Consider the following 15,988-nt stretch of genomic DNA (forward strand, 5'->3'; position numbering starts at 1 on the left):
TGATGGATGTTCCTGTCTGGATGTGGGTCGCGACGGTCGGCGTGATCGTCGCGATGCTGGCCTTCGACTTCGTGGGTCACGTCCGCACCCCGCACGCCCCGACCCTCAAGGAAGCCTCGTGGTGGTCGGCCGGCTACGTCGGTATCGCGATCCTCTTCGGTGTCGGGATCTGGGCCTACTTCGGCTCGGTCTACGGCGGCGAGTACTTCGCCGGGTACATCACCGAGAAGAGCCTGTCGGTCGACAACCTCTTCGTGTTCGTCCTCATCATGACGAGCTTCCGGGTGCCCAGGCTGTACCAGCAGAAGGTCCTGCTGATCGGCATCACCATCGCCCTGGTCCTGCGCACGATCTTCATCTTCCTGGGCGCCGCGCTCATCGAGAACTTCAGCTGGGTCTTCTACATCTTCGGCGCCTTCCTCATCTACACGGCCTACGCGCAGATCAAGAGCGCGCGGTCGCACGAGGAGGAGGAGTACAAGGAGAACGCGGTCCTGCGCCTCACGCGCCGCATCTTCCCGACGACGGACGCGTACGTCGAGGACAAGATGTTCACGACGATCTCCGGCAAGCGCTACATCACCCCCATGCTCATCGTGATGATCGCGATCGGCAGCGCCGACCTCCTGTTCGCGGTCGACTCGATCCCCGCGATCTTCGGCCTGACGCAGGAGACCTTCCTGGTCTTCGCGGCCAACGCGTTCTCGCTCCTGGGCCTGCGCCAGCTCTACTTCCTCATCGACGGTCTGCTCGACCGTCTCGTCTACCTCGCGTGGGGCCTGGCGGCGATCCTCGGCTTCATCGGGATCAAGCTCCTCATCCACGCGATGCACACCAACGAGATCCCGTTCATCAACGGCGGTGAGCACATCACCTTCGTGCCGGAGATCTCGACCGCCGTCTCGCTCGGCTTCATCGTGGTGACCCTCGCGATCACGACGGTCGCGAGCCTCGCGAAGGACCGTAGCGACCGTCGTCGCCTGGAGAAGGAAACCTACTGATGCAGCACGAGCTCCCGTTCTGGTTCGAGGCGGCGTCCCTGACGTCCCTCGTCGTCCTCCTGCTCGTCGACCTGGTGATCGTGGGCAGACGCCCGCACGTGCCGTCGATGAAGGAGAGCGGCCTGTGGGTGGCGTTCTACGTCGCCCTGGCACTGGTCTTCGGTGGGCTCGTGGCTCTCGTGGGCGGGAGCGCGCCTGCTGTCGAGTTCTACGCAGGCTGGCTCACGGAGTACAGCCTGTCGGTCGACAACCTCTTCGTGTTCGTCATCATCATGACGAGGTTCGCCGTACCGCGAGAGCACCAGCAGAAGGTCCTCATGGTGGGGATCATCGTGGCGCTCGTGCTGCGCGGAGCCTTCATCCTGGCGGGCGCCGCGATCATCGCGCAGTTCGTGTGGGTGTTCTACCTGTTCGGCGCGTTCCTGATCTACACCGCGATCAAGCTGGTCGCGGGTGGGGACGAGCCGGAGGAGTACCAGGAGAACCGGCTGATCCGTTCGCTGCGGCGGGTGCTTCCCCTGTCGCAGACGTACGACGGCGGCAGGCTGCGGACCGTGGTGGACGGCAAGAAGCTCTTCACGCCGATGCTCATCGTGTTCCTCGCGATCGGCAGCACGGACCTGCTGTTCGCGTTCGACTCGATCCCCGCGATCTTCGGCCTGACGCAGGACCCGTTCATCGTGTTCACGACGAACGTCTTCGCGCTCATGGGGCTCCGCCAGCTCTACTTCCTGCTGGGTGGGCTGCTCGAGCGCCTGGTCTACCTGCCGATCGGTCTGGCGGTGATCCTGGGCTTCATCGGGGTCAAGCTGATCCTCGAGGCGCTGCACGAGAACACGCTGCCGTTCATCAACGGCGGGCAGCACATCGAGGCCGTCCCCACGGTCCCGATCTGGCTCTCGCTCGTGGTGATCGTGGGGGCGCTGGGAGTCACCACGGTGGCGAGCCTGCTGCGCACGCGCGGCCAGGACAAGGCGGAACCCGTGTCCGACGACGTCGACGTGGCCTCCTAGCCCGGCTCGCCCGGGCGTACTCGTGGCCCGGTGCACGACGGGCCCCCCCCCCCCGGGGGGGGGGGGGCCGTCGTGCTGTGCAGGTCGGGTCGTGCTGTGCTGTGCCGCGCCGGCAGATCGGCGCCAGGCCGTCCCGGGTCAGACGCGGTCGGACCAGGGTCCGAACACGGGGACCCAGGGGCGGACCGTGCGACGCGTGATGACGTCCTCCCGGGCGAACGGGTCGGCGTCGAGCGTCGTGGCCACGGCGGCCTCGTCGGTGGCGTCGAGCAGCAGGAGCGCGCCGGCCGGGTTGGCGACGTCCTGTGCGAGGGGCCCGGACGCGAGCAACGTGCCTTCCTCGAGCAGGCCGCTCAGGAAGGCGCGGTGCTCGGGGCGGAAGGCGTCGAGGACCGCGGGCTTGTCGGCGTACGTGTAGGTCACTGCGAAGATCGGCATGCCGCTCATTCAAGCACCTCTGCCGACCCGGCCTGCCGCCGTCCCGGGACCGGCGCTACCAGCCGCGCTCGCGCCACTCGTCGAGGTGCGGGCGCTCGGCGCCGAGCGTCGTGTCTGCGCCGTGCCCGGGGTAGACCCAGGTCGCGTCGTCGAACCGGTCGAAGAGCTTCTCGGTGACGTCGGCGTAGAGGAGCGCGAAGCGGTCCGGGTCGTTCGACGTGCTGCCGACCCCGCCCGGGAAGAGCGAGTCGCCCGTGAACAGGTGCACGCGGCCGGGGACGGCCTCCGGCGCGCTCGCGTGCTCGGGCTCGCGGTAGGCGAGCGTGACCGACCCCGGAGTGTGCCCGCGCAAGCCGATGACCTCGATCGTGAGGTGCCCGACGACGAGCGTGTCGCCGTCGTGCAGGGGGCGTGAGATCGCGCCGCCCGTCGTCTCGGTGATGGCGTCCGCGTCGGGGGCTCCCGCCGCGAGCGGTGCACCGGTGGTCGTGCCGAGCGAGGCGAGCGCGCGCGTGTGGTCGAGGTGCCGGTGCGTCGTGACCACCAGGTCGAGGCGGGCGGACGGCGATCCCTCGCGGACGAGCTCGAGCAGGTGGTCCGGTTCGGCCGCAGCGTCGACGAGGAGCTGGGCTCCGCTCCTCCGGCACGTCAGGAGGTAGGCGTTGTTGTCCGACGGCCCGACGGCGAGCTTGCGGATCTCGACCTCGTCGAGGACCCGCAGGTCGCGGGGCCCTCCGACCGTGACGTCACCGGTGTATCCCACGTGCTCTCCTCGAGGTTCCTCGTGCCCGACGTGCCGTGTGACGCGCCTCTCTCCCGAGTCTGTCATGACGGGGCACCGGGTCGGGCCGCAGGTCAGGGGGACGCCACGTCGGCCTGTCGGGCAGTCCACCGCTCGAACAGGTGTGCGAATGTCAGGGGCGAGGCATACGATGCTTCGGTGAGCAATCGCCTTGTCATCGCCGGTGCCCGTGAGCACAACCTCCGCAACGTCGACCTCGACCTGCCGCGGGACCAGCTCATCGTCTTCACGGGCCTGTCGGGGTCCGGGAAGTCCTCCCTGGCCTTCGACACGATCTTCGCCGAGGGCCAGCGTCGGTACGTCGAGTCGCTGTCCGCCTACGCCCGTCAGTTCCTCGGGCAGATGGACAAGCCGGACGTCGACTTCATCGAGGGGCTGTCGCCGGCAGTCTCGATCGACCAGAAGTCGACCAACCGCAACCCTCGCTCGACCGTGGGGACCATCACCGAGGTCTACGACTACCTCCGCCTGCTGTTCGCCCGCGCAGGGACCCAGCACTGCCCGGTCTGCGGCGAGAAGGTCCAGGCGCAGACGCCGCAGCAGATCGTCGACCGCCTCCTCGAGCTGCCGGAGGGCACCCGCTACCAGGTGCTCGCGCCCGTCGTGCGCGGACGCAAGGGCGAGTACAGCGAGCTCTTCAAGGAGCTGCAGTCCAAGGGTTTCGCGCGCGCCCGCGTCGACGGCGAGGTCGTCCAGCTCACGGACCCGCCCGCGCTCGAGAAGAAGCTCAAGCACGACATCGAGGTCGTGATCGACCGCCTCGTCTCGCGCGACGGCGTCCAGCGCCGGCTCACGGACTCGGTCGAGACCGCGCTCGGCCTCGCGGGCGGGCTCGTCGTCGTCGAGCTCGTCGACGCTGACGCCGACGACCCGCAGCGCGAGCGTCGGTTCTCCGAGAAGCGGGCGTGCCCCAACGACCACGAGCTCACGCTCGACGAGATCGAGCCGCGCACCTTCTCGTTCAACGCGCCCTACGGCGCCTGCCCCGAGTGCACGGGCATCGGCTTCCGCCTCGAGGTGGACCCGGACCTCGTGATCCCGGACGACGAGAAGTCCCTCGCAGAGGGTGCAGTCGCCCCCTGGGCCCAGATCTCCTCCGAGTACTTCAACCGCGTGCTGACCGCCCTCGCCTCGGACCTGGGCTTCTCCATGGACGTGCCCTGGCGTGCGCTGCCTCAGCGGGCGCAGCAGGCTGTCCTCTACGGCCAGAACCACGAGGTGCACGTCCGCTACAAGAACCGCTGGGGCCGGGAGCGCCAGTACTCGACAGGCTTCGAGGGTGTCGTGACCTTCCTGGAGCGCCGCCACGGCGAGACCGAGTCGGAGTGGTCCAAGGAGAAGTACGAGGCGTACATGCGTGAGACGCCGTGCCCGGTCTGCCAGGGCACGCGGCTCAAGCCCGAGGTCCTCGCGGTCAAGGTCGGTGACAAGTCGATCGCCGAGGTCTGCCGACTGCCGCTGCGCGAGGCCGCGGCCTTCCTCGGTTCGCTCGAGCTCGGCACGCGCCAGAAGGCCATCGCGACCGAGGTGCTCAAGGAGATCGACGCCCGCCTGGGGTTCTTGCTCGACGTGGGTCTCGACTACCTCTCGCTCGAGCGCCCGGCCGGGACCCTCTCGGGCGGCGAGGCGCAGCGCATCCGGCTCGCGACGCAGATCGGCTCGGGGCTCGTCGGCGTCCTGTACGTCCTCGACGAGCCGAGCATCGGTCTGCACCAGCGGGACAACCGGCGACTCATCGACACGCTCACCCGCCTGCGCGACCTGGGCAACACGCTCATCGTCGTCGAGCACGACGAGGACACCATCCGTGCCGCCGACTGGATCGTGGACATCGGCCCCGGTGCCGGCGAGCACGGCGGGCGCGTGATCCACTCGGGCGACTACGCGGGGCTCCTCGAGGCCCCCGAGTCCGTCACGGGCGCCTACCTCGCCGGACGCCGCAGCATCCCGCTGCCCGCGACGCGCCGGCCCGTGGACAAGAGCCGTCAGGTCACGGTCATCGGCGCGCGCGAGCACAACCTCGAGGGCATCGACGTGAGCTTCCCGCTCGGCACGCTGACCGCGGTCACGGGTGTCTCGGGCTCGGGCAAGTCGACGCTCGTCAACTCGATCCTCTACACCGTGCTCGCGAACGAGCTCAACGGGGCGCGGCAGGTCGCCGGTCGGCACCGGCGCATCACGGGGCTCGAGAACCTCGACAAGGTGGTCCACGTCGACCAGGGCCCCATCGGCCGCACGCCCCGGTCCAACCCGGCGACGTACACCGGGGTCTGGGACCACGTCCGCAAGCTCTTCGCGGAGACCAGCGAGGCCAAGGTGCGGGGATACACCCCGGGCCGGTTCTCGTTCAACGTCAAGGGTGGGCGCTGCGAGGCGTGCTCGGGCGACGGGACCATCAAGATCGAGATGAACTTCCTGCCGGACGTGTACGTCCCGTGCGAGGTCTGCCACGGTGCGCGCTACAACCGCGAGACGCTCGAGGTGCACTTCAAGGGCAAGACCGTCGCCGACGTGCTCGACATGCCCATCGAGGAGGCGTCGGAGTTCTTCGCCGCGGTGCCCACGATCTCGCGGCACCTCAAGACGCTCTCCGAGGTCGGCCTGGGGTACGTGCGCCTGGGGCAGCCCGCGCCCACGCTCTCGGGCGGCGAGGCGCAGCGCGTCAAGCTGGCCAGCGAGCTGCAGAAGCGGTCGACGGGCCGCACCATCTACGTCCTGGACGAGCCCACGACGGGTCTGCACTTCGAGGACATCCGCAAGCTCCTCGCGGTGCTCCAGTCGCTCGTGGACAAGGGCAACTCGGTGCTCGTGATCGAGCACAACCTGGACGTCATCAAGAACGCCGACTGGGTCATCGACATGGGACCCGAGGGCGGATCGGGTGGTGGCCGGGTCATCGCCGAGGGAACGCCCGAGCAGGTGGCGGCCGTCGCCGCGAGCCACACGGGCAGGTTCCTCGCCGAGGTGCTTCCCGGTGACCCGATCCCGGTCGCACCGCTGCCCAAGAAGGCCGCAGCAGCCAAGGTGCCCCCGGCCAAGACGTCCCGGAAGACCCCGGTCCGCAAGGCCACGGCAGCGGCCTCCAAGTCGTCGGCGACCGTGAAGGCGTCGGTGGGCACGCCCGACGACGACGCGCGCGAGAGCGCCTGACGGGCGGCGTCGAGCTCGCACGCGAGAGGCGCTTGGCCCTGCCGTCGGAGGGCTCCGCTGCCCGGCCGCGCGGTCGCCGGGCAGCGCGCGTGATCGCGTGCTGGCCTTTCGCTGGCTGGACGGCCTGCCCGGGCGGCGCGACCAGGTCGTTGCATGCCGCCCGGGTGGTCAGGCCGCGTGCGTGCGCAGCGGAACGGGTTCGAGCAGCACGGGGAAGTTCACGGACCGGGCCAGGAAGCAGTGGTCGTGGGCCCGGCGGTGGACCTCGGCGACCGCCTCGTCGGTGACCTCGGGGCCGTCGTCGACGACGACGTGCGGGTGCAGCGTGACGTCCGTGAACTGACCTGCCCCCGCCGACTCGACCCGCATGGTCCCGGTGACCTCGTCCGAGTACTCGCGCACGACGATCCCCGCAGCCGACGCGAGGTGCAGGAACCACAGCATGTGGCACTGCGAGAGGCTCGCGACGAACAGCTCCTCGGGGCTGTACCGGCCGGGGTCCCCACGGAACGCCGGGTCGGCGGACCCGGGCAGCGTCGGACGGCCTGCGAGGTCGATCTCGTGGTCACGGCTGTACGCGGTGTAGGTGGTGGTTCCGGTCTGGCCTGCGCCGGTCCAGCGGACGGTCGCGGCATAGGAGTGAAGGGCGCCCATGCGGTCACCCTAGCGGCCCGAGGCCGTGGATGTGTGACGGGCGTCACGGTGAGCTGGTGCGGTCGCAGGGCGCCCGGGGTGTGGGTGGGCTGACCTAGGCTGACGGACATGGCAGATCCGTCCTCGTACCGCCCCGCCCCGGGAGAGATCCCCACCTCGCCCGGTGTCTACCGGTTCCGTGACGAGCACGGCCGAGTGATCTACGTGGGCAAGGCGAAGAACCTGCGGGCGCGTCTCGGGAGCTACTTCCAGGACCTCACGAACCTCCACTACCGGACCCAGACCATGGTGACCACGGCCGCGTCGGTCGAGTGGACGGTCGTCGGGACCGAGGTCGAGGCGCTCGCGCTCGAGTACTCGTGGATCAAGGAGTTCGACCCGCGCTTCAACGTCAAGTACCGGGACGACAAGTCCTACCCGTACCTGGCCGTGACGCTGGGCGAGCAGTTCCCCCGGGCGCAGGTCATGCGTGGCGCCAAGCGTCCAGGGACCCGGTACTTCGGCCCCTACGGGCACGCCTGGGCGATCCGCGAGACCCTCGACCTGCTGCTGCGGGTCTTCCCCGTGCGCACGTGCTCCGCGGGTGTCTTCAAGAGGGCGCAGCAGACCGGGCGCCCGTGCCTGCTCGGATACATCGACAAGTGCTCGGCGCCGTGCGTGGGACGCATCAGCCCGGAGGACCATCACGCGCTCGCCGAGGACTTCTGCGACTTCATGGCCGGTGACACGGCCAAGTTCATCCGCCGGGTCGAGGCGAAGATGAAGGAGGCCGCTGCCGCGATGGAGTACGAGCAGGCGGCGCGCCTGCGTGACGACATCCTCGCGCTCGAGCGCGCCATGGAGAAGAACGCCGTGGTGCTCGGTGACGCGACCGACGCGGACATCTTCGCCCTGGCCGGTGACGAGCTCGAGGCCGCGGTCCAGGTCTTCCACGTGCGCGGAGGGCGCATCCGTGGCCAGCGCGGATGGATCGTCGAGAAGGTCGAGGACGTGACCGACGCCGAGCTCGTCGAGCACCTCCTCCAGCAGGTCTACGGCTCGGTCGACGAGTCCTTGGGCGACTCCTCGACGCCGTCGTCGAGCATCGTGCCCCGCGAGGTGCTCGTGCCGGTCCTGCCGCCCGACACCGAGCAGGTCGTGTCCTGGCTCACGGGGCTGCGCGGCGCCAAGGTCGACGTCCGCGTGCCCCAGCGCGGTGACAAGCGGGAGCTCGCCGCCACGGTGCACAAGAACGCCGAGCACGCGCTCGCGCTGCACCGCACGCGCCGCGCAGGCGACCTGACCACGCGCAGCCAGGCGCTCCGCGAGATCCAGGAGGCCCTGGGCCTCGAGACCGCGCCGCTGCGCATCGAGTGCTACGACGTGTCCACGACGCAGGGGACCCACCAGGTCGCGTCGATGGTCGTGTTCGAGGACGGGCTCGCGCGCAAGAGCGAGTACCGCCACTTCGCGATCCGTGGGCCCGAGGGCGTGGGGGCCCGTGACGACACGGCCGCGATGCACGAGGTCATCACGCGCCGCTTCAAGCGCTACCTCGCGGACCGGTCGCAGGCCAGCGACGTGGAGATGGACCTGGGCGCCGACGACGACACCGCGCGGGACGCGGACGCCCAGGCTGCGGGGTACGTCCCGCGGTCGGGCGAGGTCGGGGCCGACGCCCCGGCCGGCCGCGCAGCACGCTTCGCCTACCCGCCGAACCTCGTGGTGGTCGACGGCGGCCCGCCCCAGGTCGCGGCCGCCGCCAGGGCGCTCGCCGAGCTCGGCATCGACGACGTCGCGCTGTGCGGGCTCGCGAAGCGCCTCGAGGAGGTGTGGCTGCCGGGGGAGGACTACCCCGTGATCCTGCAGCGCAGCTCCGAAGGCCTCTACCTGCTCCAGCGCGTCCGTGACGAGGCGCACCGGTTCGCGATCTCCTACCACCGCAAGAAGCGGGGCAAGGCCATGACCGTCTCGGTCCTGGACGACGTGCCCGGTCTCGGGCCCGCGCGCAAGAAGGCCCTCCTCACGCACTTCGGCTCGCTCAAGCGGCTGCGGGCCGCGTCCGCCGAGGAGATCGCGACCGTGCCCGGCATGGGGGCCGCGACGGCTGCAGCCGTGGTCGCCGCGCTCGGCCCCGACCCGCAGCCTGCCCCGCCCGCTCCCGCGGAGACGGGCGCACGCACCGACGTCCCGCCCGCCACCACGACCACGACCACGACCACGGTGAGCGAGACCGCGTCGGCGAGCGACGCCGTCGGGCCGGGGGAGCCGTCCGGGCCGGACACGCCCGGGGTGCCCCCCACCGCGAGCGGGGCCGTCCCCGCGTGACCGGCTGGCATGCTGGGAGCATGAGCACCGAACCCTCGCCGACGACCGTCCCCCAGGGAATCCCCGCGATCGAGGCGACCACCCCCGCGCCCGAGCGCTCGGACGCCGAGGTCCTCGTCATCACGGGCATGTCCGGGGCGGGTCGTACGCGTGCTGCCGCGGTCCTCGAGGACCTCGACTGGTACGTCGTGGACAACATGCCGCCCAGGATGCTCGTACCGCTCGTCGACATGATGACGCGCGCGGGGTCGAGCGTCCAGCGCATCGCCGCGGTCGTCGACGTCCGCGGCGGCGGGTTCTTCACCGACCTGCTCGACGTCCTCAAGCACCTGCGGGACGCCGGCGTCTTCTACCGCATCCTGTTCCTCGACGCGTCCGACGAGGTGCTCGTCCGACGCTACGAGCAGGTCCGTCGTCCGCACCCCCTCCAGGGAGGAGGCCGGATCCTCGACGGGATCGCCGAGGAGCGCCGCCTCGTCGCGAGCGTCGAGGAGCGCGCCGACGTCGTCATCGACACCTCTGACCTCAACGTCCACGACCTGGCGCGAGAGGTCCGCGCAGCCGTGGCCGAGGGCACACCGGACGCGCTGCGGATCAACATCGTCTCGTTCGGCTTCAAGTACGGGATCCCGCTCGACGCGGACCACGTCGTCGACATGCGGTTCCTCGCGAACCCCTACTGGATCACCGAGCTGCGTCACCTGACCGGCCGTGACGAGCCTGTGCGCGACTACGTCCTGGCGCGCCCGGGAGCCCTCGAGTTCATCGACCGTTACGTGAGCGCGCTCGAGCCCGTCCTGTCCGGCTACCTCGCCGAGGAGAAGCGCTACGTGACGATCGCCGTCGGCTGCACGGGCGGCAAGCACCGTTCGGTCGCGGTCTCGGAGGAGCTCGCCAAGAAGCTCCGGGCGCTGGGCCAGCGCGTGACCGTGACCGCCCGAGACCTCGGCAAGGAGTAGGTGTGACTCTCAGCAACCCCGCGGTCGTGGCGCTCGGCGGAGGCCACGGCCTGTCGGCGACGCTGTCCTCGCTGCGGCTCATGACGGACCGCATCACCGCGGTCGTGACCGTCGCGGACGACGGCGGCTCCTCCGGGAGGCTTCGTTCCGAGCTCGGGGTGCTGCCGCCCGGCGACCTCAGGATGGCGCTCGCGGCCCTGTGCGACGACTCCGAGTGGGGGCGGACCTGGAGCTCGGTCCTGCAGCACCGGTTCTCCTCGAGCGGCGACCTCGACCAGCACGCGGTCGGGAACCTGCTCATCGTGGCCCTCTGGGAGCTCCTGGACGACCCCGTGGCAGGGCTCGACTGGGTGGGCAAGCTGCTCGGGGCTCGCGGCCGGGTGCTGCCCATGGCCGCCGTGCCGCTCGGCATCGAAGCGGACGTGCGCACCGGGGACGGGCTCTCGACGATCGTGGGCCAGAGCCAGGTCGCCGTGACGCACGCACGCATCGAGCAGCTGCGCCTGGTTCCCCCCGACCCGCCCGCGTGCCCCGAGGCCGTGGAGGCGGTGCGGTCCGCGGACTGGGTGATCCTCGGCCCGGGCTCCTGGTACTCGTCGGTCATGCCCCATCTGCTCGTCCCCGAGCTCGCGCACGCGCTGCACGAGACCGCGGCCCGGCGCTGCGTCGTGCTCAACCTCTCGAGCGACGCGGGCGAGACCTACGGCCTCACGGCCACCGACCACCTGGAGGCGCTGCACAAGCACGCGCCCGGGCTGCGGATCGACGCCGTGGTGGCTGACCCGAGCGCGGTCGAGGACATCGGGCTGCTGGCCGACGAGTCGGCGCGCATGGGTGCGCGCCTCCTGCTCCGTCAGGTCGGGCGTTCCGACGGGACCCCGCGGCACGACGCGCTGCGCCTCGCCGCGGCCCTGCGGGACGTCTTCGACGGGTTCCTCGGCGACGTGGGGACGACGACGCACTGACCGACGCCCGCGTGGGGGAGTGCGGTCACGATCGTTGCCCGTTGATGGGAGGATGTCGCCATGGCGTTGACGGCACAGGTGAAGGACGAGCTCGCGCGACTCAAGGTGGACAAGACCTCCTGCCGCAAGGCGGAGGTCTCGGCCATGCTGCGATTCTCCGGTGGGTTGCACATCATCTCCGGTCGCATCGTGATCGAGGCCGAGCTGGACACGGCGATCGCCGCGCGTCGGCTCCGGCAGACGATCAGCGACGTGTACGGGCACACGAGCGAGCTGATCGTGGTCTCGGCGGGCGGTCTGCGTCGGGGGAGCCGGTACGTGGTGAGGGTCGTCAAGGACGGCGAGTCGCTCGCTCGCCAGACGGGCCTGCTCGACAACCGTGGCCGGCCCGTGCGGGGGTTGCCCCCGCAGGTGGTGTCGGCCGGGGTCGGCGAGGCCGAGGCCGCGTGGCGCGGCGCGTTCCTCGCGCACGGTTCGCTGACGGAGCCGGGGCGCTCGTCCGCGCTCGAGGTCACGTGCCCGGGGCCGGAGGCCGCCCTCGCTCTCGTCGGCGCTGCCCGACGCCTGGGCATCTCGGCCAAGGCGCGCGAGGTCCGCGGGGTGGACCGTGTGGTCATCCGCGACGGCGAGGCCATCAGCGCGATGCTCACGCGGCTGGGGGCCCACGAGACCGTGGTCGTCTGGGAGGAGCGGCGCCAGCGGCGCGAGGTGCGTGGCACGGCCAACCGGCTCGCGAACTTCGACGACGCCAACCTGCGGCGCTCGGCACGCGCGGCGGTCGCGGCCGGGGCCCGCGTCGAGCGGGCCTTCGAGATCCTCGGGCCGGACCTGCCCGACCACCTGCGCGAGGCCGGCGAGCTGCGCCTCGCGCACAAGCAGGCGTCGCTCGAGGAGCTGGGTCAGCTGGCCGAGCCGCCGCTGACCAAGGACGCCGTCGCGGGCCGCATCCGACGCCTCCTCTCGACCGCGGACAAGCGGGCTGCGGAGCTGGGCATCCCCGACACCGAGGCCGGTCTGAGCCCGGACCTGCTCGACGTCTGAGCACCCACCCGTGGGTGGACGAGGGGCGCGCACCGGACGGTGCGCGCCCCTCGTCGTGCGCCGAGCGCCTCGCACGCCGTGGAGCGCGGTCCGGGCGGTGCGGTGACGCTGGTGTGACGTGCGTCTCGGGCCTCCATCACGTTCCCACGCTTCGTGCAAGGTCGTCTCAGATCAGGTCTCAGGTCACGTGTCGGGCCGCTTTGGGTATAGGCTCGGGGATGTCAGGTGACAAAGACGTGCTCCTTCACTGAGGTCTTCGGGACCCTTTGAGTCGCAGCTGTCGCTGAGGCTCCGAGTTCCCGGGATCACGCCGTCAGGCATTCAGTGGGGGAGTACTTCGCCGTTCACCACCTACGTACGCCGTAGTACGTGATCGTTCGGCATCAACCGTGTGCGTCGGGAACACCGGCGCGCCCTGAGGAGGGCATTGTGACCATCCGCGTCGGTATCAACGGCTTCGGTCGTATCGGACGTAACTTCTTCCGCGCCATCATCGCGTCGGGGGCTGACATCGAGATCGTGGGTGTCAACGACCTCACGGACAACAAGACGCTCGCGCACCTGCTGAAGTACGACACCGTCCTGGGTCGTTTCCCGCTGAGCGTCGACTTCGACGACAACAACATCATCGTCGACGGCAAGGCCATCCGCGCCCTCGAAGAGCGCGACCCGGCTAACCTGCCCTGGGCCGAGCTCGGTGCTGACATCGTCATCGAGTCGACCGGTTTCTTCACCGACGCGACCAAGGCCAAGGCTCACCTCGAGGCCGGCGCCAAGAAGGTCATCATCTCCGCTCCGGCGAAGAACGAGGACGGCACGTTCGTCGTCGGCGTGAACCACGAGCAGTACGACCCCGCGACGCAGCACATCATCTCCAACGCGTCGTGCACCACGAACTGCCTCGCCCCGCTGGCCAAGGCGCTCAACGACGCGATCGGGATCGAGAACGGTCTCATGACCACGATCCACGCGTACACGGGTGACCAGAACCTGCAGGACGGCCCCCACAAGGACCTGCGTCGTGCCCGTGCGGCCGCGCAGAACATCGTCCCCACCTCGACCGGTGCGGCCAAGGCCGTCTCCCTCGTGCTCCCCGAGCTCAAGGGCAAGCTCGACGGCTACGCGCTCCGCGTCCCCGTCATCACGGGCTCGGCCACGGACCTCACCTTCGTCGCCTCGAAGGAGGTCACGGTCGAGGAGGTCAACGCCGCGGTCAAGGCTGCTGCCGAGGGCGCGCTGAAGGGTGTTCTCGAGTACGTCGAGGACGAGATCGTGTCCTCGGACATCGTGACCAACCCGCACCAGAGCATCTTCGACTCGAAGCTGACCAAGGTCTCGGGCAACCAGGTCAAGGTCGTCTCCTGGTACGACAACGAGTGGGGCTACTCGAACAGCCTCGTCGCCCTCACGCAGTACGTGGGTGTGCGCCTCTGATCTCCGTCTCTTCGACGTGAGGTGAATTCTGCGTCCGCGTGCGTGGCCGGCCCGGTTGGCCGCCCATGCACGCGGACGCAGTCATGTGTGACGTGACCTGTTTCGACCTGTTCAGACCAGGAGTGTGCTCATGAAGACCATCGACTCCCTCGGCGACCTGCGCGGCAAGCGCGTGCTCGTCCGCTCGGACTTCAACGTCCCCCTCGACGGGACGACCATCACGGACGACGGCCGCATCCGCGCCGCGCTCCCCACGCTCAAGCGTCTGACCGACGCCGGTGCGAAGGTCGTCGTGACCGCGCACCTCGGGCGTCCCAAGGGTGAGCCGGACGCCAAGTACTCCCTCGCCCCCGTCGCAGCCCGCCTCGGCGAGCTCCTCGGCGCGCCGGTGACGCTCGCGGCCGACACCGTCGGCGAGTCCGCCCGTGCCACGGTCGCCGCCCTCGGCGACGGCGAGGTCGCGCTGCTCGAGAACATCCGCTTCGACCCTCGTGAGACCTCGAAGGTCGACGCCGAGCGCGAGTCGCTCGCTGCGGACCTCGCCGCCCTCGCGGACGCGTACGTGTCGGACGGGTTCGGCGTCGTGCACCGCAAGCAGGCCTCGGTCTACGACATCGCCAAGGTGCTGCCGTCCGCGGTCGGCGAGCTCGTCCTCAAGGAGGTCGACTCCCTGAAGAAGGCGACCGAGGACCCGGCCCGCCCCTACGTCGTCGTGCTCGGCGGCTCGAAGGTCTCCGACAAGCTCGGTGTCATCGCCAACCTGCTGACCAAGGCGGACCGCCTGCTCATCGGTGGCGGCATGGTCTTCACCTTCCTCGCGGCCAAGGGCTACTCGGTGGGCAACTCGCTCCTCGAGACGGACCAGATCGAGACGGTCAAGGGCTACCTCGCTGACGCAGAGAAGGCAGGCGTCGAGATCGTCCTGCCGACCGACATCCTCGCCGCGGACTCGTTCGCCGCCGACTCTCCCTACGAGGTCGTGCCTGCGGACGCGATCCCGGACGGCAAGATCGGTCTGGACATCGGCCCCGAGTCGGCCAAGCTCTTCGCGAGCAAGATCGTCGACGCCAAGACGGTCGTCTGGAACGGTCCTGCGGGCGTCTTCGAGTTCGAGGCGTTCTCGGGCGGTACGCGTGCCGTGGCGCAGGCCCTGGTCGACGCGACCGCGAACGGCGCGTTCACGATCGTCGGTGGCGGCGACTCCGCCGCGGCCGTGCGCATCCTCGGCTTCGACGAGGCCGGCTTCAGCCACATCTCGACCGGTGGCGGCGCGAGCCTGGAGTTCCTCGAGGGCAAGTCCCTCCCGGGGCTCGCAGTCCTCGAGGCCTGACCCCCACCACCGCAGCCTCACGGCTCACAGAAGGTAGACACACCATGACTGATGCACGTACCCCGCTCATCGCGGGCAACTGGAAGATGAACCTGGACCACCAGGAGGCCATCCACACGGTCCAGAAGCTCGCCTGGGCCCTCAAGGACGCCAAGCACGACTTCTCGGCCGTCGAGGTCACGGTGCTCGCGCCGTACACGGACCTGCGCAGCGTCCAGACGCTGGTCGACGCGGACAAGCTCGAGCTGACCTACGGCGCGCAGGACGTCTCGCAGCACGTCTCGGGCGCCTACACGGGCGAGATCTCGCCCGTGTTCCTGAGCAAGCTGGGCGTGACGTACGTCGCGGTCGGCCACTCGGAGCGTCGTCAGTACCACGGCGAGGACGACGCGCTCGTCAACGCCAAGTCGAAGGCGGCACTGGCTCACGGCCTGATCCCGATCATCTGCGTCGGCGAGGCCCTCGAGATCCGCAAGGCGGGCGAGCAGGTCTCCTACACGCTCGCGCAGGTCGACGGCGCCCTCGAAGGCCTCTCGGCCGAGGACGCCGCCAAGGTCGTCATCGCGTACGAGCCCGTCTGGGCCATCGGCACGGGCGAGGTCGCCACCCCGCAGGACGCGCAGGAGGTCGCGGGCGCGATCCGTGCCCGTCTCGCGGAGCTCTACTCGACCGAGGTCGCCGACGCCGTGCGCGTCCTGTACGGCGGTTCGGTCAAGTCGTCGTCGATCGCCGAGCTCATGAAGGAGCAGGACGTCGACGGTGCACTGGTCGGTGGCGCGAGCCTCGACCCCGAGGAGTTCGCGAAGATCGCGCGCTTCCAGTCGCACCAGACCGGGGCCTGATCCCCCTCGCTGCCGGGTCGCGCCGCGCGCGCGCCCCGGCAGCGGGGGGGGG

13 protein-coding genes are annotated in these 15,988 nt (G+C 70.1%); 10 read left to right on the forward strand and 3 right to left on the reverse strand.

Going from position 1 to position 15,988, the window contains the following annotated elements; translation table 11 throughout:
* Nucleotides 1-2: 2 nt before the first annotated feature.
* Nucleotides 3-1,001 (forward strand): TerC family protein, encoded by a 999-nt coding sequence (locus tag H9641_RS17855; protein ID WP_191805762.1) that lies wholly within the window; start codon nucleotides 3-5, stop codon nucleotides 999-1,001.
* Nucleotides 1,001-2,014, forward strand: a complete 1,014-nt coding sequence (locus H9641_RS17860; RefSeq protein WP_191805763.1) for a TerC family protein — start codon at nucleotides 1,001-1,003, stop codon at nucleotides 2,012-2,014. Before H9641_RS17855 ends, H9641_RS17860 begins: the two co-directional genes overlap by 1 nt.
* A gap of 138 nt (nucleotides 2,015-2,152) precedes the next feature.
* On the opposite strand, the gene H9641_RS17865 is transcribed toward H9641_RS17860, so the two are convergent.
* On the reverse strand, nucleotides 2,153-2,452 hold the full coding sequence (locus H9641_RS17865; RefSeq protein ID WP_191805764.1) for a YciI family protein: 300 nt from the start codon (nucleotides 2,450-2,452) through the stop codon (nucleotides 2,153-2,155).
* Nucleotides 2,453-2,507: 55 nt separating this feature from the next.
* Nucleotides 2,508-3,215 (reverse strand): MBL fold metallo-hydrolase, encoded by a 708-nt coding sequence (locus H9641_RS17870; RefSeq protein WP_318244674.1) that lies wholly within the window; start codon nucleotides 3,213-3,215, stop codon nucleotides 2,508-2,510.
* A gap of 177 nt (nucleotides 3,216-3,392) precedes the next feature.
* Here H9641_RS17870 and uvrA point away from each other — a divergent pair, with 177 nt between their 5' ends.
* Nucleotides 3,393-6,404 carry an excinuclease ABC subunit UvrA gene (gene uvrA, locus H9641_RS17875; RefSeq protein WP_191805766.1) on the forward strand — a complete coding sequence of 1,004 codons (3,012 nt, stop codon included), beginning with the start codon at nucleotides 3,393-3,395 and terminating at the stop codon, nucleotides 6,402-6,404.
* A 168-nt stretch (nucleotides 6,405-6,572) separates the two neighbouring features.
* On the opposite strand, the gene H9641_RS17880 is transcribed toward uvrA, so the two are convergent.
* Nucleotides 6,573-7,058 carry an OsmC family protein gene (locus H9641_RS17880; protein ID WP_191805767.1) on the reverse strand — a complete coding sequence of 162 codons (486 nt, stop codon included), beginning with the start codon at nucleotides 7,056-7,058 and terminating at the stop codon, nucleotides 6,573-6,575.
* Between the two features lie 108 nt (nucleotides 7,059-7,166).
* On the opposite strand from H9641_RS17880, the gene uvrC reads away from it, so the two are divergent.
* From uvrC to tpiA, 7 genes are all read left to right on the forward strand, one after another.
* Entirely contained in the window at nucleotides 7,167-9,365 is a 2,199-nt protein-coding gene (gene uvrC / locus H9641_RS17885; protein ID WP_191805768.1) for an excinuclease ABC subunit UvrC, read from the forward strand.
* Nucleotides 9,366-9,385: 20 nt separating this feature from the next.
* Nucleotides 9,386-10,324, forward strand: a complete 939-nt coding sequence (rapZ, locus tag H9641_RS17890; protein ID WP_191805769.1) for an RNase adapter RapZ — start codon at nucleotides 9,386-9,388, stop codon at nucleotides 10,322-10,324.
* Between the two features lie 2 nt (nucleotides 10,325-10,326).
* Nucleotides 10,327-11,289, forward strand: a complete 963-nt coding sequence (locus tag H9641_RS17895; RefSeq protein WP_191805770.1) for a gluconeogenesis factor YvcK family protein — start codon at nucleotides 10,327-10,329, stop codon at nucleotides 11,287-11,289.
* Nucleotides 11,290-11,349: 60 nt separating this feature from the next.
* Entirely contained in the window at nucleotides 11,350-12,330 is a 981-nt protein-coding gene (gene whiA / locus H9641_RS17900; RefSeq protein WP_191805771.1) for a DNA-binding protein WhiA, read from the forward strand.
* A 429-nt stretch (nucleotides 12,331-12,759) separates the two neighbouring features.
* Nucleotides 12,760-13,764 (forward strand): type I glyceraldehyde-3-phosphate dehydrogenase, encoded by a 1,005-nt coding sequence (gene gap / locus H9641_RS17905; protein ID WP_191805772.1) that lies wholly within the window; start codon nucleotides 12,760-12,762, stop codon nucleotides 13,762-13,764.
* Nucleotides 13,765-13,894: 130 nt separating this feature from the next.
* Nucleotides 13,895-15,094: a phosphoglycerate kinase gene (locus H9641_RS17910; RefSeq protein WP_191805773.1), complete on the forward strand. Its 1,200-nt coding sequence runs from the start codon at nucleotides 13,895-13,897 to the stop codon at nucleotides 15,092-15,094.
* Between the two features lie 44 nt (nucleotides 15,095-15,138).
* Complete coding sequence (gene tpiA, locus H9641_RS17915) at nucleotides 15,139-15,936, forward strand: triose-phosphate isomerase (RefSeq protein WP_191805774.1); 798 nt, start codon at nucleotides 15,139-15,141, stop codon at nucleotides 15,934-15,936.
* Nucleotides 15,937-15,988 lie beyond the last annotated feature (52 nt).

This window comes from Oerskovia merdavium, from assembly GCF_014836755.1.
Taxonomy (GTDB): Bacteria; Actinomycetota; Actinomycetes; order Actinomycetales; family Cellulomonadaceae; genus Oerskovia; species Oerskovia merdavium.

What these genes read in the sequence shown, in the direction of transcription:
- H9641_RS17855 (WP_191805762.1), top strand. Translation starts at nt 3, where the DNA reads ATGGATGTTCCTGTCTGGATGTGGGTCGCGACGGTCGGCGTGATCGTC.
- H9641_RS17860 (WP_191805763.1), top strand. Translation starts at nt 1,001, where the DNA reads ATGCAGCACGAGCTCCCGTTCTGGTTCGAGGCGGCGTCCCTGACGTCC.
- H9641_RS17865 (WP_191805764.1), bottom strand. Translation starts at nt 2,452, where the DNA reads ATGCCGATCTTCGCAGTGACCTACACGTACGCCGACAAGCCCGCGGTC.
- H9641_RS17880 (WP_191805767.1), bottom strand. Translation starts at nt 7,058, where the DNA reads ATGGGCGCCCTTCACTCCTATGCCGCGACCGTCCGCTGGACCGGCGCA.
- uvrC (WP_191805768.1), top strand. Translation starts at nt 7,167, where the DNA reads ATGGCAGATCCGTCCTCGTACCGCCCCGCCCCGGGAGAGATCCCCACC.
- rapZ (WP_191805769.1), top strand. Translation starts at nt 9,386, where the DNA reads ATGAGCACCGAACCCTCGCCGACGACCGTCCCCCAGGGAATCCCCGCG.
- whiA (WP_191805771.1), top strand. Translation starts at nt 11,350, where the DNA reads ATGGCGTTGACGGCACAGGTGAAGGACGAGCTCGCGCGACTCAAGGTG.
- H9641_RS17910 (WP_191805773.1), top strand. Translation starts at nt 13,895, where the DNA reads ATGAAGACCATCGACTCCCTCGGCGACCTGCGCGGCAAGCGCGTGCTC.
- tpiA (WP_191805774.1), top strand. Translation starts at nt 15,139, where the DNA reads ATGACTGATGCACGTACCCCGCTCATCGCGGGCAACTGGAAGATGAAC.